The 15,094-nt window shown below is 70.4% G+C and carries 16 protein-coding genes, 1 tRNA gene and 3 pseudogenes; 13 read left to right on the top strand and 7 right to left on the bottom strand.

The window, feature by feature from the left end:
• Positions 1 to 53 precede the first annotated feature (53 nt).
• Positions 54 to 1,697: a protein kinase gene (locus AB0N31_RS12375; RefSeq protein WP_366058302.1), complete on the top strand. Its 1,644-nt coding sequence runs from the start codon at positions 54 to 56 to the stop codon at positions 1,695 to 1,697.
• On the opposite strand, the gene AB0N31_RS12370 is transcribed toward AB0N31_RS12375, so the two are convergent.
• Together AB0N31_RS12370 and AB0N31_RS12365 are read right to left on the bottom strand one after the other, a co-directional pair.
• A complete protein-coding gene (locus tag AB0N31_RS12370) occupies positions 1,661 to 3,043 on the bottom strand; it encodes a hypothetical protein (protein ID WP_366058301.1) in 1,383 nt (460 codons plus the stop codon). The genes AB0N31_RS12375 and AB0N31_RS12370 overlap by 37 nt on opposite strands.
• Positions 3,044 to 3,252: 209 nt before the next feature.
• Positions 3,253 to 3,381 carry a DLW-39 family protein gene (locus AB0N31_RS12365; protein ID WP_003999697.1) on the bottom strand — a complete coding sequence of 43 codons (129 nt, stop codon included), beginning with the start codon at positions 3,379 to 3,381 and terminating at the stop codon, positions 3,253 to 3,255.
• 339 nt (positions 3,382 to 3,720) lie between these two features.
• Here AB0N31_RS12365 and AB0N31_RS12360 point away from each other — a divergent pair, with 339 nt between their 5' ends.
• Both AB0N31_RS12360 and AB0N31_RS12355 read left to right on the top strand, forming a co-directional pair.
• Positions 3,721 to 4,089 carry a DUF6344 domain-containing protein gene (locus AB0N31_RS12360; protein ID WP_366058300.1) on the top strand — a complete coding sequence of 123 codons (369 nt, stop codon included), beginning with the start codon at positions 3,721 to 3,723 and terminating at the stop codon, positions 4,087 to 4,089.
• An 821-nt stretch (positions 4,090 to 4,910) separates the two neighbouring features.
• Entirely contained in the window at positions 4,911 to 5,381 is a 471-nt protein-coding gene (locus tag AB0N31_RS12355) for an SPW repeat protein (protein WP_366058299.1), read from the top strand.
• A gap of 475 nt (positions 5,382 to 5,856) precedes the next feature.
• On the opposite strand, the gene AB0N31_RS12350 is transcribed toward AB0N31_RS12355, so the two are convergent.
• Positions 5,857 to 6,522 carry a YdcF family protein gene (locus tag AB0N31_RS12350; RefSeq protein WP_366058298.1) on the bottom strand — a complete coding sequence of 222 codons (666 nt, stop codon included), beginning with the start codon at positions 6,520 to 6,522 and terminating at the stop codon, positions 5,857 to 5,859.
• A pseudogene (locus AB0N31_RS12345) lies at positions 6,519 to 6,797 on the bottom strand (UTRA domain-containing protein); the annotation flags it as partial. The pseudogene AB0N31_RS12345 and the gene AB0N31_RS12350, both read right to left, overlap by 4 nt.
• Between AB0N31_RS12345 and AB0N31_RS12340 the strand changes: the two are divergent.
• The 10 genes and pseudogenes from AB0N31_RS12340 to AB0N31_RS12295 form a co-directional block, all read left to right on the top strand.
• Positions 6,764 to 7,168: pseudogene (locus tag AB0N31_RS12340) on the top strand (SpdA protein); the annotation flags it as partial. The pseudogenes AB0N31_RS12345 and AB0N31_RS12340 overlap by 34 nt on opposite strands.
• Before the next feature lie 20 nt (positions 7,169 to 7,188).
• Entirely contained in the window at positions 7,189 to 7,377 is a 189-nt protein-coding gene (locus AB0N31_RS12335) for a mobile element transfer protein (protein ID WP_366058297.1), read from the top strand.
• Between the two features lie 9 nt (positions 7,378 to 7,386).
• Positions 7,387 to 7,542, top strand: coding sequence for a hypothetical protein (locus AB0N31_RS12330; RefSeq protein ID WP_366058296.1), 156 nt, complete (start codon positions 7,387 to 7,389; stop codon positions 7,540 to 7,542).
• 17 nt (positions 7,543 to 7,559) lie between these two features.
• Positions 7,560 to 7,874 (top strand): SpdD protein, encoded by a 315-nt coding sequence (locus AB0N31_RS12325; RefSeq protein WP_366058295.1) that lies wholly within the window; start codon positions 7,560 to 7,562, stop codon positions 7,872 to 7,874.
• Between the two features lie 90 nt (positions 7,875 to 7,964).
• A complete protein-coding gene (locus tag AB0N31_RS12320; RefSeq protein WP_366058341.1) occupies positions 7,965 to 8,414 on the top strand; it encodes a GGDEF domain-containing protein in 450 nt (149 codons plus the stop codon).
• 94 nt (positions 8,415 to 8,508) lie between these two features.
• Positions 8,509 to 8,688: a hypothetical protein gene (locus AB0N31_RS12315; protein ID WP_366058294.1), complete on the top strand. Its 180-nt coding sequence runs from the start codon at positions 8,509 to 8,511 to the stop codon at positions 8,686 to 8,688.
• Positions 8,689 to 8,692: 4 nt separating this feature from the next.
• On the top strand, positions 8,693 to 8,935 hold the full coding sequence (locus AB0N31_RS12310; RefSeq protein ID WP_366058293.1) for a hypothetical protein: 243 nt from the start codon (positions 8,693 to 8,695) through the stop codon (positions 8,933 to 8,935).
• Positions 8,932 to 10,040: pseudogene (locus tag AB0N31_RS12305) on the top strand (replication initiator). The gene AB0N31_RS12310 and the pseudogene AB0N31_RS12305 overlap by 4 nt, the downstream one beginning before the upstream one ends.
• On the top strand, positions 10,037 to 10,225 hold the full coding sequence (locus AB0N31_RS12300; RefSeq protein WP_366058292.1) for a helix-turn-helix domain-containing protein: 189 nt from the start codon (positions 10,037 to 10,039) through the stop codon (positions 10,223 to 10,225). Before AB0N31_RS12305 ends, AB0N31_RS12300 begins: the two are co-directional and overlap by 4 nt.
• Positions 10,225 to 11,382: a tyrosine-type recombinase/integrase gene (locus AB0N31_RS12295; protein WP_366058291.1), complete on the top strand. Its 1,158-nt coding sequence runs from the start codon at positions 10,225 to 10,227 to the stop codon at positions 11,380 to 11,382. The genes AB0N31_RS12300 and AB0N31_RS12295 overlap by 1 nt, the downstream gene beginning before the upstream one ends.
• 55 nt (positions 11,383 to 11,437) lie before the next feature.
• On the opposite strand, the gene AB0N31_RS12290 is transcribed toward AB0N31_RS12295, so the two are convergent.
• The 3 genes from AB0N31_RS12290 to gyrA form a co-directional block, all read right to left on the bottom strand.
• A tRNA-Ile gene (locus AB0N31_RS12290) sits at positions 11,438 to 11,514 on the bottom strand.
• Between the two features lie 123 nt (positions 11,515 to 11,637).
• On the bottom strand, positions 11,638 to 12,450 hold the full coding sequence (locus AB0N31_RS12285) for a DUF3566 domain-containing protein (protein ID WP_366058290.1): 813 nt from the start codon (positions 12,448 to 12,450) through the stop codon (positions 11,638 to 11,640).
• Between the two features lie 18 nt (positions 12,451 to 12,468).
• Positions 12,469 to 15,063, bottom strand: coding sequence for a DNA gyrase subunit A (gyrA, locus tag AB0N31_RS12280; protein ID WP_366058289.1), 2,595 nt, complete (start codon positions 15,061 to 15,063; stop codon positions 12,469 to 12,471).
• Positions 15,064 to 15,094 lie beyond the last annotated feature (31 nt).

Here is a 15,094-nt window from a genome sequence, read left to right as displayed (position 1 = left end):
GGTAGCGAGGGGACAGCAGGGGGAATCCCGACGGGGAGGAGCGACGCACCACCATGGGTGAGGTCTTCGCCGCACGGTACGAACTCGCCGATCCGATCGGCCGCGGAGGAGTCGGCGCCGTCTGGCGCGCCTGGGACCATCGCCGCCGCCGTTACGTCGCCGCCAAGGTGCTCCAGCAGAGCGACGCCCACGCACTGCTCCGCTTCGTCCGCGAGCAGGCGCTGCGCATCGACCATCCCCACGTCCTCGCCCCCGCCAGTTGGGCCGCGGACGACGACAAGGTCCTGTTCACCATGGACCTGGTCACCGGCGGTTCCCTGGTCCACCTCGTGGGCGACTACGGCCCACTGCCTCCCCTGTTCGTCTGCACCCTCCTCGACCAACTGCTGTCCGGACTCTCCGCGGTCCATGCGGAGGGCGTCGTCCACCGTGACATCAAGCCCGCCAACATCCTGCTGGAAGCCACCGGGACGGCCCGCCCACGGCTGCGGCTGTCCGACTTCGGCATCGCGATGCGGTTCGGCGAACCACGCCTGACCGAGACCAACCTCGTGGTGGGAACACCCGGCTACCTCGCCCCCGAACAGATGATGGGCGCCGAACCCGACTTCCCCGCCGATCTCTTCGCCGTCGGCCTCGTCGCCCTGTACCTCCTGGAGGGCGCCAAGCCGGACGCCAAGGCCCTCCTCCAGTACTTCGCGGAGCACGGAACTCCGGGCGCGCCCAGAGGTGTCCCCGATCCGTTGTGGCAGGTCGTGGCCACGCTGCTGCAACCGGACCCCGAAGCCCGCTTCCGCACCGCGACGGGGGCGCGCAAGGCACTGGCCGTGGCCGCCGAGCTGCTTCCCGAGCCCGGCCCGGACGACGAGCAGATCGAGATCTTCGACCAACTCGGGCCGCTGCCGGAGGGCTTCGGACCACAGGGCCCCTCGAAACCGGCGCCGGGCGTCGCGGGGGCCTCGTCCTTCGGGCGGGTGCCCCCGCAGCGGGACACCACGGGGCCCACTCCCGGCGAACCGGGCCGGGATCCCCTGCCGACGCGGCCAGGCACGGGTTCCGTGACGTCCGGGGCCCCGGCCCCGCCCGCCGCACCACCCACCACCCCGCCCCCAGGTCCCCCCGTCGTGCGACCTCCGGTGCCGCCGCGGTGGCCGCCCGTGCCTCAGGCCGGACCGGGGCCGGCTGCGGGTGCCGTACCGCACGGGACCGGCGCCTTACCGCCCGGGTCGTCTCTGTCCGGCGGGCCGGGGGCGGAGGGCTTCCCGGCGCCGGAGGCTCCACCGCACGTCTCCGACGCCGACGATCCACGTCAGCGGCGTGACACCTCGTCCACCGACCCCGTCCACTCCCTGTCGGACACCGGCAGCTTCCACCTGCCGCCTCCCCTGCACCCGGGCACGGCCTCCGGGCAGGCCCCGCTCCGTGGCGCCCCGAGCGAGTCCACCTTCGTACTGCCTTCCCGGCCCTCGTCCGCCCGGCGTGTCGACACCTCCACCGCGTCCTACACCGCTCAGGACCCCCAGGCTCCGCCTCCCGCAGACCCTGCTCCGGGACCGCCGGAGCTCGCCCGCCGCCGTGGTCACCGCCGAGCGAAAGCAGCCCGGCGGCCCGGGCCGCCCGCCAAGGTCGCGCTGCCCCTCCTGCTGCTGGCCCTGGCCTGCTACGCCGTCGGGTTCTGGGCGCTGGCCCGGATCTGAACGGCGGTGCGGCGCCTGGCCGTCACCGTCCACACGCCGAGCACCAGCAACAGCGCGCTGCCGGTACCGATGCCGCCCACGGCGACCGCCGCCATCGCGCCGTCACCCCCGGCACCGCCACCCCCGTCGGCCGTACCGCCGGCCGGGGCGTCCCGCCCGCTCCGCGCGCCGGTCTCGAAGACACCGCCCGGCACCGACCGGCCGTCGTACCCCGGTCCGGGCTGTGCGGTCCCGCCGATCCGGACGCGCAGCTTCACGTCGTAGGGCCCCTCACCGAAGCGTTCGGCGACGTGCGCCGAGAGGTACACGGCGAGGTAGTGGAAACCCGCGAACCGCAGGCTCTGGGCCGGGTCCGTGGGGGCGTACCGGTTGGCGTAGCGGACCGGCGGCAGCGGGGGCAGAGAGGTCGACTTCTGGGTGCCCCCGTAGCCGATGCTCGTGCCGGCGATCTCGGCGCGCACCGGGTTGTAGACCGTCAGGTCGAGGGCGGGGACCACGAATCCGGAGTCCGTGCCCGCGCTGCCCAGGTCGACGGTGGCGTACAGCTGCTGTCCCCAGTCGACGGGCACCTTGTAGTAGAGGGTCTGTCCGGGGACGATCCGGTCCCGCCAGACACCCTGCCCCACGGCGGTCGCGCCGGAGAAGCCGCCGCCGCCCGGACGGTCGACGGGTTCCGCGACGAGGGGCGCGGGCGTGGCGGAGTCCCACGCGCCGGGCACGCTCGTCGCACCGCCGCCGGCCGCCGGCGGCTCGGACACGGGTGCCAGTTCCAGCTCCCAGGGCTGCCCGGCCCCGGTGCTGGTGCTGGTCTCGGTGCGCTCGACCACGAGGAAGTAGGTGCCGGCCTCCTGGCACAGGCCCTTGCCCGCCAGGATCTCGCGCGCCCCCCAGGCGGTGATCGGGTGCGGGTCCGTGGAGGCGCCCACGGTCACGGTGTCGTAGGAGCAGCTGCTGCCGTCGGTGTTCTGCACGGCGACCTTGACGCCGTCGCCGCCGGCGAGCGCGGCGCCGGGGCGCGGGACGGCCGTGACGGAGACGTACGCGTTCGAGGCGTCGTCGAGTTCCAGCCGGTAGTAGGCCTTCTCGCGGTCCGCGAGGGCACTGCGGTACGTGACGCCCGGCTCCAGGCGCACGGCGTCGGCGGTGCCGCCGGCGGCGGTGACAGCGCGGGCGCTCCGGTCGAACGCGTAGGCCGGTGCGTCCGCCGCGCCCGCGGCCTGGGCCGCGGTCCCCGGCAGCCCGGCCGAGGCCACACAGAACACCGCCGCCACGGCCACGACCCGCCCGACGGCCGACCGCGCCACGACCTCGCGCAGTGCGGTCGTCCACCCCGTACGCCGGCCCATCACACGCCCCCTCGACCTCGCCGGCAGCGGTCCTGTCCGGACCCGGCCGTGGGCCATCCTGCCCTGCCGGCCCGGGCGCCGCCCCCGCATCCCGCACGAACGTCCGAAACGGCAGCCCTGCCGCCCCTAACCGGGGTCGGCCTCCCCCGCAACACAAAACCCCGACCGCACGGAGCGGTCGGGGCCTGATCAGTATTCGGTGTCGGTACTCACGAACCCGTGGGCACGGAGTCAGTCGCCTCCGTCCACAGATCCTGCTCGGCGCGATCCGCCTGGATCTGGCGGTACACGAGGAGCCCGCCGATGGCGGCCAGTGCGACCAGGAGAAGCTTCTTCACCGCGCGACCTCGTCTTTCCTTGACGTAGGGGACCTCTGGCGCCCGACTATACACACCGGCCGATACCGATCGGTGACCTGCGTCGACCCTCCAACTCCCGCCCTCGACAGCCCTGTAGGCAGGGCCGCGGCAGAGGATCACACCCTCGGGCCAGAGGGTGATCACGCCCGCACGGACAGTCACTTAGTCCGCCTTCGATGAGTTATCGACCCTCTTGCACCCATCCGAGTGGTGTTCATCGGAACAACGCCACGCTGCGGGCGTCGGTCCACCACTTCGCGCCCCGCATACACATCATGAGGAAAGTACGCAAATCGCCCGACCCGAAAGTGAGGGGCCATGACCGACAACCGGATCACGAAGCTTTGGACCGCCTTCATCACCGCCTTCCTCGCGCTCTGCACGGCGCTCGGACTCATCACGACCACCGCCACGACGGCGGTAGCGCAGAGCGAGCCGACGCGCAACAGCGGCGAAAGCAACAGCGCCCTACCCGCGAACGTGCCGGCGGTGTCCCCCTGGGCGTCCTGGCTACTGGCCCGGTCCCTGCCCCCCACGATGAAGCAGCGCATCCACGCCGAGGCCCACGGAAAGTCCCCCAACTGCCGCCAGCGCCCGCTCCCCGAGACGGAACCGGACGACCTCACGGCCTCGTGCGACACCGAGACCGACCTCGCCGCCGAGCCCGTCGCACCCCTGCAGCGCTGACGCCCCGGCACCACGTGCCGCACCCGGCCACGACCACGACGTAACGGCGAACTTGCGTACAGCCGCACGATGCAGGCCCGGCAGCTCCCCAGGAGCAACCGGGCCTTCGCCATGCCCACGCCTGACATCTCCGGCTCCCGCACCCCCGTGCGGAGTCATGAGTGACGAGTCACGAGCACGAGTTCCACGGCTCAGGGCCCGGAGGGCCCGGGGGCCAGGGGGCCAGGGGTCTGTGCCCAGGGCTCAGGGCACGGACCGAGCCTCACGGCCCGGCATCACCCTGCACCCACACCCGGCTCGCCCACCCCTCCCCGACGGCTCGCCGACCCCACCCCACGCCAACACGCCGAAGGCCCCCAACCTGACCGGTTGGGGGCCTTCGTACTGGTGGGGCTAACAGGATTTGAACCTGTGGCCTCATCCTTATCAGGTCGATCATGCAAGGTTGTCGCCATTAGCCAACCGGCTCTGCGCTTCGGTCGATCATCCACCGAGGTCCGGCGCCGACCGCCCCTATTCGTGCTTGTTGGTGTCAGCCGCTGATGTCAGCCACTGGACGCGGTCTTGGCAAATGATCTCACCAGCGCCCGCACCGTAACGAGGCGCTCACGACGCTGGTGGGGTGTGCTGCCGGGAGCCAGGGCTTATCGCGGTTGCGGTTCGCGGCTGGCACTCAGGCCAGCGCTCGGCGGCTTGCCCGGCCCGACAAAGCCCCTCTTGCAGCGGTGCCGTCGGACTCAGCCGCTCGGGAGGGTTATTCCATTCCTACGGGGTACTCGCCCTCAGAAAGGTCACACAACGGACAATTCGGAGGAAGTGTAATGGCGACTCAACCCCGGTCGGACATGGAAACCCATCCCGACATCGTCGCAATGCGCAATCGACACGAGATGGCCGAACGTGTCGCGACTACCCCAAGGGCGCAAGCCGTCGAGGCCATGGCCTTGATCACGGGGCTCTATCTCGCAGCCTCACCATGGATCGCGGGATTCAACAACTTCTCCACCCTGGCGGTCAACAATCTGATCGTCGGCATCGCCTACGCCCTCCTCATGAGCGGTGGCTTCGGCCGGGCATACGAGCGTTCACACAGCATGGCTTGGGGCGCTTGCGTGTTGAGCGTGTGGACGATCTTTGCGCCGTGGGTTGTGGCAGGTGACGTCAGCACGACCAGGACCATAGTCAACAACATCATCGTCGGTCTGGTCGCCCTGATGCTGGCCCTCATGGCCGCCGCAGCTGCCCGTCCGGTGGATCAGTCGTCCGGCGGCCGCCCTTCTGCCCGTAGGTGATCGATCCCCACCCGAAGGCCGCAACCAGTCTCAACCCACCACTCACCCCAGCTTCCATCCCGTACGCCGTCGACCCACACACCGTGGAGCAGGCGTGGTTCATGGCGTCCAGGTGGAGCGCGCCACTGTACGAACGACCTGGACGCCATGGGCCGCGTCTGCTCGGCTCTGCCTGGGTCGACGGCGTGCGGGATGGAAGCACCCCACGCCCGCCACTACGAACCCGCAGCCGGGAACGGCGCCCCCTCCATCCCGGTGCCGGCCGGTCCCCCGCCGGAGGCACTGTTCTGACCCGCGGGCGTTGTGTGGGGTGATCGACTCATGGCTACCGGCCCTATCCACATGTGAGCGCGCGTCGGCGCAGCGCGGGCGGAGCGGGCCGAAGGCAGGAGCGGCGCCCGTGGCGAAGCCGGGAGCGCGCCCGGCGGAGCGGAGCGCAGCCGGGGCTTGATGAGGTAGAGAAACCTGTAACAGCTCAGGCAACAGGCCGGTCAGAGGCGAGTAGCCGACTGGTGAAGCCCTCATGGCAAAGGCGCTGGTAGGCCTCGCTCACGTCGTCGGGTACAGGCTGGCTGATCATGAAGCCCTGCTCCGGGTAGATGAGCAAGCGCTGGAGGGCACCCACCAGCATGTCCATGACCAGGCGGGCATCCTGGATCGAGTCGGCGTACTCGGCGAGCGTCATCGGAGTGGAGGCACTGACGAACTCGACTTCGGGCCACAGCTTGCGTGCTGTTGCGTAGGCCCGCCGCTCTTCGTACGGCTTGCTGACCAGGAGCACGGAGGACACGTCCACCCCGGCGTCTTCCAGTACGTCTCTGGAAAAGCGGATGTTCTCTCCGGTGTTGCGGGCCCGCGGTTCCACGAGTACGTCCGAGCCGGGGACGCCGAGTTCAAGTGCCCGCTCGCGGTAGTGGACGGCTTCACCTCTCGGCATGCGTTCCCGCGTCGTGGGGCTGGTGGCTCCCGTGAAGAGCAGCAGCGGAGCCATGCCGCCCTTGTACAGGTCCACCGCCGTGTCGGCCACCCCCAGGTCGTGGCTGCCCAGGCCGATAGCCACTGAGCATGGCCGCAGGGAGTGGCCCATCTGGTGGTAGTCCCACAGCTTCCGCGCGTCGGCCCAGGCCTGTGCCGAGATCATGGCTGCCTCTCCTCGCCTTTCGCCGAGTCCGGGACCTTGAAGTCGTACTCCCAGGCGAAGCGCGATGCCGCGTGCACACCGATGGCGAACTCAACCACCGTGCCTGCGGCCGTGTAGGTCGTTCGATGCAACTCGACGACAGGTTCACCCGGCGGCAGCTGGAGGAGTCTTACCTCGTCGGCCGTGGGGACACGGGCGAACAGCACTTCCTTCATGTGGTCGATCTCGTAACCCGCGTCGAGCAACACCCGGACTCCTCGACCTGGCCGACGTCCCGGCCTGGCTGCGCATCCTCGTCGCCGGATGGCCCGCCCTGGCCTTCCTCGGCGGAACCCTCCCGGTCCACACTCCTGCGGCCCCTGACGCACACCCCCAGCCCGTGGAGGAGACTCCCGCGCCGGAAGTCGAAACACACCGCACCGACACCCCCGTCCCGGCCCCGCCCCCAGACGCGGACGTGCCGGAACTCGAGCCCGCCCCCGCGGCCCCGACGGTCCCGACCGCGCTGCTGGACCACGCCCGCAAGCTCGCCGACACCCACCGGGCGACGACCGGCGTCCCCATGCCGGCCGAAGTCCTCGCCGCCCGGCTCGGCCTGCCCGCCCCGATGACCGACGCCATCGCCGCACAACTCCAGCTCACCTGACCAGGAAGGACAGACCAGCCATGACCGCTCGCCGCCGCTTCCGCGACCGCATCCGCATCGGCCCCGTCGAGGTCGCCACCTCCTACGACGGCCGCGGCCGCGACACCCACACCGCCGCCTGCACCGCCCCCCGCTGCGGCTTCAGCGCCGACTACTCCAGCCGCGCCGCCGCCGAACTCGCCGCCCGCTCCCACCGCTGCAAGGCCTAGGAGAACCCCGTGGACGTTCCGCTCTGGCTCGCCCTGCTCGCCGTCGGCGCGCTCGGCATCAAGCTCGCCCGCCCGCCGTGGTGGCTCATCGCCGTGCTCCTCCTGGGCGGCTACCTCGTCGCCGACAGCTTCCTCGCCCCCGCCGTCAGCACCGTCGTCAAGTAGCAGAAGGGACCAGCCCCATGCTCACGCCCAAGTACCCGCGCCCCGACACGGCGCCGCCCCCGGCGGCCACCGTCCCGGCCGTCCACACCCCGACGCCCATCGAGCCCGCCCCGGCCCCGGCCGTCCCCGCGGCCCCGGCCTCGCACCGGCCAGTCGTCCAGCTCACCCCCGGCAGCGCGCTCGCCCTCGCCGCCGGCGGAGGCGCCGTGGTCCTCGTCGTCGGCGCGGTCCTGGTCTCGCTCCTGCTGGCCGTCGCCATCACCGGCGTCTCGGTCGCCGTGGTCGCCGTCGTGCTGCGGCTGCTCGTCAACGACCTGCACAAGGGCCGGTGAGAGTCGTGGACACCGTGATCGCCGCCGCGTTACCCGCGCTCGGCTGGGCCGTGCACGGCGGTCTCCTCGCCCGCCGCCCGCCGCGACCCCCTGACCGGCCTGCACACCCGCGCCGGATGGACCGCCCGCGCCGAACACCTCCTCATCCGGCACCGCTCCGCGCTGGTCCTCCTGGTCGACCTGGACGACTTCAAGGCCGTCAACGACACCCACGGTCACGCCGCCGGAGACGCGGTCCTCACCGCGACCGCCCGCCGCCTGCGCGACTGGTGCGGCCGCCACGGCATCGCCGCCCGCCTCGGCGGAGACGAGTTCGCCGCCATCGTCACCGACCCGGACCACACCCCCGGCCTCGCCGCCCTGCACACCGCGCTGGCCCGGCCCGTCCCGCACGACGGCAGCCTCCTGCCGGTCTCCGCCTCGGTCGGCGCCTGCCACCGCACCGACCTGCCCGTGCCCGCCCTCACCCACGCCCTCGGCGCCGCCGACGCCGCGATGTACGCGGTCAAGGGCCACGGAAGGCGCAACGTCCACAACTGAACGGCCCCCGGAGCGGCCTCGGTCGCCAAACTTCCGCCGCTCCGGGCGCCTTCCCACCTTCCAGACCCAACGGACCCGAAAGGGAAGCCCCATCATGCCCCAGCACGTCTCACGTCGGCCGATCTGCCGCGACTGCGACGGCTTCGCCGCCGTCGCCATCACCACCGGCACCCGCCACTCCGACGGCACCCGCACCACCCTCCGCCTTCCCTGCCCGTCCTGCAAGGGCACCGGACACGTCCTCCCCGCCGCCCTCGTCCGCGCCGGGAGGTGACCACGTGAAGTCCCTGACCACCTCGGCGCATCTCGAACCCGACACCACCAGCAGCGTGACCGTGTTCAGCCCCACCGACCATGGCGGCCGCTTCGTCAGCCTCCGTATCGGTGGTGGCGACGTCGACCTCGCGCTCATCGCCCAGCCGGGCACCGCCGACGTCCTGCGCGCCCTGGCCCGCGCCGCCGATGAGGCCGCCTCGGCCCTCGACCAGATGACCGGACCCGCATCGGACGGTGACGCGTGACCGATGCCGCCACCGCGGCGGGCCTGGACCCGGCCACCCTCGCCGACGTGCTGAGGCTGGCCGGGTCCACCGGCTTCGACCGCCTCCAGGAACAGCTCCGCCGCACCGGAGGCTGCGCCGCCCCCATCCACCTGCACGGCTCCACCGTCACCCGCGACCGCGCCACCGGCCACGTTCTGCACCACTACTCCACCGACACCGAACCCGGCGGACGCCTCCGGATCGCCTGCGGCAACCGCCGCGCCTCCCGCTGCCCCGCCTGCGCCTGGACCTACGCCGGTGACACCTACCACCTCATCCGCGCCGACCTCACCCAGAAGGACGCCCACGAACAGTCCCGCGTCTCCTTCGGCAAGGTCGCCGAGTACCAAAAGCGCGGGGCCGTGCACTTCCATGCCGTGATCCGTTTCGACGGACCCGACGGGCCGGACTCCCCGCCCCCGGCCTGGGCCACCCTCGACCTCCTCACCGACGCCATCCGGGCTGCCGCCGACCGCGTCGCCGTCGACGTGCCCCCGGCCGGTGACCAGCCCGCCCGCACCCTGCGCTGGGGCACCCAGCTCGACGTGCGCACCATCCGGGCCCTCGGCGACGGCGAGGAGATCACCGAACAGGCCGTGGCCTCCTACCTCGCCAAGTACGCCACCAAAGCCGCCGAGACCACCGGCACCGTGGACCGCCGCATCGGCAACAAAGAGGCCCTCGCCCTCCTCGGCGTCCCGACCACCCGGCCCGGCTCATCGCCGCCTGCCTCGACCTCCACGCCCTCTACCCCGACCGCAAGCTCCGCGACTGGGCCCACATGCTCGGCTTCCGCGGCCACTTCTCCACCAAGTCCCGCCGCTACTCCACCACCCTCGGCGCCCTCCGCCAGGTCCGCGCCGACTACCGCGCCCGGCAGCAACGCCAAGCCCTCGGCCTGCCCGACCCCGACGCCCCGGAGGCAACCACCCTGACCCTCGCCCACTGGACCTACGCCGGCCACGGCCACACCCCCGGCGAATCCTGGCTCGCCGCCAACATCCGCCGCGACATCCAACACAACCGCGAAACCGCCTGCGAAGAACTACCCGCCCTGCTCGACCTGGAAGGAGCTGCCGTATGACCTCCGCTGTCCCGGAGCTGCTGACCGTGCCGGAGGTGATGGCGCGGCTCAAGGTCGGCCGGACCAAGGTCTACGACCTGATCCGTACTCACCGCCTGGTCTCCATCAAGGTCGACGGGTGCCGGCGCATCCCGAGCGACGCGGTCCGCGACTTCATCACCAGCCGGATCGGAGAGGCTGCCTGATGGCCAAACGTCGCCCCAACGGCGGGGGCACCATCACCAAGCGCAAGGACGGCCGCTATCAGGGGGCCGCGTACGTCACCGACACGGACGGCAATCGCGTACGGAAGTACGTCTACGGCGCCACCTGGGACGAGGCGAACGAGAAACTCGGCAAGCTCCAGGACCAGGAGCGCAACGGCATCCCCGTGCCGTCCCGGTCCTGGACGCTCGGCGAATGGCTGGCCTACCGGCTGGAGCACATCGTCGCCCCGGAACGCGAGCACAACACGTACGTCAAGTACGAGTCCAAGGTGCGGCTCCACCTGATGCCTCACCTCGGGAAGAAGCCACTGGTCAAGCTCACCCCGGCTCAGATCCGCGCCTTCATGGCCACACTGACGCGGGAGAAGGTCGGCGCCTCGGCCCGCTTCGAGGTGCTCCGCGTCCTCCGTAACGCGCTCAACCGGGCCATGCGCGAGGAGCTGATCACGCGCAACGTCGCACTGCTGGTCGACATGCCCAAGGTGACCAAGGACAAGGGCACGGCGTGGAACGCGCGGGAGGCGATCACGTTCCTTCGCTCGGTCCGCGCTCACCGCCTCTACGCGGCCTGTGTCCTCGTCCTGGTCCTCGGCCTCCGCCGCAGCGAGGTGCTCGGCCTCCGCTGGCAGGACATCGACTTCGAGGCCGGCCACTTCACCCCGGTCAAGCAAGTGCAGCGGGTCAAAGGCGTGGGCCTGGTCCTCAAGGACCTCAAGACGGAATCCTCCCAGGCCGTGCTCCCGCTCCCGGGGTTCTGCGCTCGCGTCCTCGAGGAGCGCCGGGAGCTCCAGGAGCTGGAACGGAAGATCGCCGGTGAGCACTGGTCCCAGGGGCCGGATCAGGACCTGATCTTCTCCTCCGAGCACGGCGGCATGATCGACCCGGTGGGCTTCTCCCGTACCTTCGACAGGCTCGTCAAGCGGGCCGGTGTGCGCCGGATCACGGTCCGTCTCGCCCGGCACACCTGCGGGACCCTGCTCGCCTTCCTGAAGGTGCATCCCAAGGTCGCCCAGGCAATCCTCCGGCACAGCCAGATCAGCATGACCATGGATGTCTACACGCACGTGGTCGGCGACAGCGAACGGGAAGCGGTCGGGATGCTCGCCGAGCTTCTGGAAGATCCACTCATCGGCTGATGTCAGCCGTGGATGTCAAAGACCCCCAGCCGATATCGACTGGGGGTCTTCTCGCTGGTGGGGCTAACAGGATTTGAACCTGTGGCCTCATCCTTATCAGGGATGCGCTCTAACCAACTGAGCTATAGCCCCGCCGCGCTTTGCGGTGTGTGTCCCGCGCGCTGACTCCTGAAGATTAGCGCACGACGCGGGCAGTCCCAAAATCGGTTGTCGCCGGAGGGGCGGCGGAGGTTTGGAACGGCCGGCGCGGCCAAGTCACTCGTCTTCGGCGAGGGTCAGTTCGACGCCGCCCACGAAGCCCGCGGAGAGGTTGTAGATGAACGCGCCGAGCGTCGCGAGAGCCGTCGCGAGAACGACGTCGATGACCGCGATGATCGCCGTGAACAGCAGCACATTGGGCAGGGAGAGGAAGGACTGGAGGTCGAAGCCGTTCGACTCGTTGGAGCCGGTCGCCTCGGAGATCGTGCCGCCGACCGTCGAGAAGACGCCCATCGCGTCCATGACCATCCACAGCACGGCGGCCGCGATGATCGTGCAGATGCCCAGCGCGATCGAGAGCAGGAAGCTGACCTTCATCACCGACCACGGGTCGGCCTTCGCCACGCGCAGCCGGGCCTTGCGCACCCGGGGCGTGGTCCGGGCGCCGGTGCGCGGTCGGCGGACCGCGCCGGCCGGGGCCGGGGTCGAGTAGGCCTGCGGCGGGTGGTAGGGCCCGCCGGGCTGCTGTCCCTGGCGTTCGCCGGGCAGCGGGGAGGCCTGCTGGGCCTCACCGGCCTGACCCGCTCCAGCGGCGTACTGCTGGGTCTGCGGGCCTCGGGTGTCCGTCACAGTTCCCCCCTGGGATCCATGCGTGTCGGGCGAGTGCGAGTCCTTCGCGGGCGACTTGATCGCCTGGAGGTTGGTCGTGTGCGGATCCGTCACCTGCGCATCGGCCGTACGCGCGTCCTTCTTCACCGCGGCGGAGCCACGGCCGCCGTCCGTTTCCGTACCGGCTGGGGTGCCGGTCGAAGGGTCGGCAGAGGTGCCGGCCGATGTTCCGACCGAACCGGCGCCCGTGGCTCCGCTCACGATGACTCACTCCTCGTGCTACTCGGTCGAGGGCGCCTCACCCTCGTCCGTGCCGCTGGTCGCGGCGTCCTCGGCGATGTCGTCCACGGCGATGTCGCCGTCGACCTCCTCCGCCTCGCGCCCCGCCTCGGCGTTACGTGCGATGCCGACCACGGCATCGCGCTTGCCCAGGTTGATCAGTTGGACGCCCATGGTGTCACGGCCCGTCTCCCTGACCTCGTTGACTCGCGTACGAATCACACCGCCGGACAGTGAGATGGCGAGGATCTCGTCGGTCTCCTCGACGATCAGCGCGCCCACGAGGGAGCCGCGGTCCTCGACGATCTTGGCGGCCTTGATGCCGAGGCCGCCGCGACCCTGGACGCGGTACTCGTCGACGTTGGTGCGCTTCGCGTACCCACCGTCTGTGGCAGTGAACACGAACGTACCGGGTCGAACAACATTCATCGAGAGCAGCTCGTCACTCGCACGGAAACTCATGCCCTTGACGCCCGAGGTGGCGCGGCCCATCGGGCGCAGAGTGTCGTCCGAGGCGGTGAACCTGATCGATTGGGCCTTCTTGCTGATCAACAGCAGATCATCGTCGGCCGAGACGAGTTCGGCTCCGATCAGTTCGTCGTCGGATCCGTCCTCCCGCTCCCGCAGGTTGATCGCGATGACGCCGCCCGAACGCGGCGAATCGTAATCCTTCAGAGGCGTCTTCTTGACCAGACCGCCCTTGGTGGCCAGAACCAGGTACGGCGCCGCCTCGTAGTCACGGATCGCGAGGATCTCGGCGATCGCCTCGTCCGGCTGGAAGGCCAGCAGGTTCGCCACGTGCTGTCCACGCGCGTCACGCCCGGCGTCGGGCAGCTCGTAGGCCTTCGCCCGGTAGACGCGGCCCTTGTTGGTGAAGAACAGCAGCCAGTGGTGCGTGGTGGAGACGAAGAAGTGGTCGACGATGTCGTCTTCCTTCAGCTTCGCGCCCCGCACGCCCTTGCCGCCGCGCTTCTGCGCCCGGTAGTCGTCGGTCTTGGTCCGCTTGACGTAACCACCGCGCGTGACGGTGACGACGATGTCCTCCTCGGCGATGAGGTCCTCGATGGACATGTCACCGTCGTAGGGGATCAGCTGGGTCTTGCGGTCGTCGCCGTACTTCTCGACGATCGCGGCCAGCTCGGCGCTGACGATGCCGCGCTGGCGGACCGGCGAGGAGAGGATCTCGTTGTACTCCGTGATCTTCGCCTGCAGCTCGTCGTGCTCCTGGACGATTTTCTGGCGCTCCAGGGCGGCCAGGCGGCGCAGCTGCATCTCGAGGATGGCGTTCGCCTGGATGTCGTCGATCTCCAGGAGGTCCTTCAGACCCGTGCGCGCGATGTCGACGGTGTCGCTGCGCCGGATCAGCGCGATGACCTCGTCGATGGCGTCCAGGGCCTTCAGCAGGCCGCGCAGGATGTGCGCCCGCTCCTCGGCCTTGCGCAGCCGGAACTTCGTACGGCGGACGATGACCTCGATCTGGTGCGTCACCCAGTGGCGGATGAACGCGTCCAGGGAGAGCGTGCGCGGCACGCCGTCGACCAGGGCCAGCATGTTGGCGCCGAAGTTGGTCTGCAGGTCCGTGTGCTTGTAGAGGTTGTTCAGGACGACCTTGGCGACCGCGTCCCGCTTGAGGACGATCACCAGGCGCTGGCCGGTGCGCGAGGACGTCTCGTCACGGACGTCCGCGATGCCGCCGATCTTGCCGTCCTTCACCAGGTCGGCGATCTTCTGCGCGAGGTTGTCCGGGTTGACCTGGTAGGGCAGCTCCGTGACCACCAGGCACTGGCGGTTCTGGATCTCCTCGACCTCGACGACCGCGCGCATGGTGATGGAGCCGCGGCCCGTGCGGTACGCCTCCTCGATGCCCTTGCGGCCGACGACGAGGGCGCCGGTCGGGAAGTCGGGGCCCTTGATGCGCTCGATCAGCGCGTCCAGGAGCTCCTCGTGCGAGGCCTCCGGGTTCTCCAGGTACCACTGGGCGCCGGCCGCGACCTCACGCAGGTTGTGCGCGGGGATGTTGGTCGCCATGCCGACCGCGATACCGGCCGAACCGTTGATCAGCAGGTTCGGGAAGCGGGCCGGCAGGACGGTCGGCTCCTGGGAGCGGCCGTCGTAGTTGTCCGTGAAGTCGACGGTCTCCTCGTCGATGTCGCGGACCATCTCCATCGACAGCGGCGCCATCTTGCACTCGGTGTACCGCATGGCCGCCGCCGGGTCGTTGCCCGGCGAGCCGAAGTTGCCGTTGGAGTCCACGAGCGGCATGCGCATCGACCACGGCTGCGCGAGACGGACCAGCGCGTCGTAGATCGAGGAGTCGCCGTGCGGGTGGTAGTTGCCCATGACGTCGCCGACGACGCGGGCGCACTTGTAGAAGCCGCGCTCGGGGCGGTAGCCGCCGTCGTACATGGCGTACAGGACGCGGCGGTGGACGGGCTTGAGGCCGTCCCGCACGTCCGGCAGCGCACGCGAGACGATGACGGACATCGCGTAGTCGAGGTACGAGCGCTGCATCTCCGTCTCGAGCCCGACGGGCTCGATGCGCATGACGATGTCGCCGCCCTCTTCAGGGGTGACGGGAGTGTTCTCGTCGGTCATTGCTGGTGTTGATCCTTCCTGGTCCGGTCAG

Source organism: Streptomyces sp. NPDC051051 (assembly GCF_040682975.1).
Taxonomy (GTDB): Bacteria; Actinomycetota; Actinomycetes; order Streptomycetales; family Streptomycetaceae; genus Streptomyces.
Note: the sequence above shows the minus strand (reverse complement) of the source record. Positions and strands in the feature narration are given on the sequence as shown.

Excerpts from the sequence above, each read along its gene's own strand:
- AB0N31_RS12375 (WP_366058302.1), top strand. The coding sequence starts at position 54 with ATGGGTGAGGTCTTCGCCGCACGGTACGAACTCGCCGATCCGATCGGC.
- AB0N31_RS12370 (WP_366058301.1), bottom strand. The coding sequence starts at position 3,043 with ATGGGCCGGCGTACGGGGTGGACGACCGCACTGCGCGAGGTCGTGGCG.
- AB0N31_RS12360 (WP_366058300.1), top strand. The coding sequence starts at position 3,721 with ATGACCGACAACCGGATCACGAAGCTTTGGACCGCCTTCATCACCGCC.
- AB0N31_RS12355 (WP_366058299.1), top strand. The coding sequence starts at position 4,911 with ATGGCGACTCAACCCCGGTCGGACATGGAAACCCATCCCGACATCGTC.
- AB0N31_RS12350 (WP_366058298.1), bottom strand. The coding sequence starts at position 6,522 with ATGATCTCGGCACAGGCCTGGGCCGACGCGCGGAAGCTGTGGGACTAC.
- AB0N31_RS12335 (WP_366058297.1), top strand. The coding sequence starts at position 7,189 with ATGACCGCTCGCCGCCGCTTCCGCGACCGCATCCGCATCGGCCCCGTC.
- AB0N31_RS12325 (WP_366058295.1), top strand. The coding sequence starts at position 7,560 with ATGCTCACGCCCAAGTACCCGCGCCCCGACACGGCGCCGCCCCCGGCG.
- AB0N31_RS12315 (WP_366058294.1), top strand. The coding sequence starts at position 8,509 with ATGCCCCAGCACGTCTCACGTCGGCCGATCTGCCGCGACTGCGACGGC.
- AB0N31_RS12300 (WP_366058292.1), top strand. The coding sequence starts at position 10,037 with ATGACCTCCGCTGTCCCGGAGCTGCTGACCGTGCCGGAGGTGATGGCG.
- AB0N31_RS12295 (WP_366058291.1), top strand. The coding sequence starts at position 10,225 with ATGGCCAAACGTCGCCCCAACGGCGGGGGCACCATCACCAAGCGCAAG.
- gyrA (WP_366058289.1), bottom strand. The coding sequence starts at position 15,063 with ATGACCGACGAGAACACTCCCGTCACCCCTGAAGAGGGCGGCGACATC.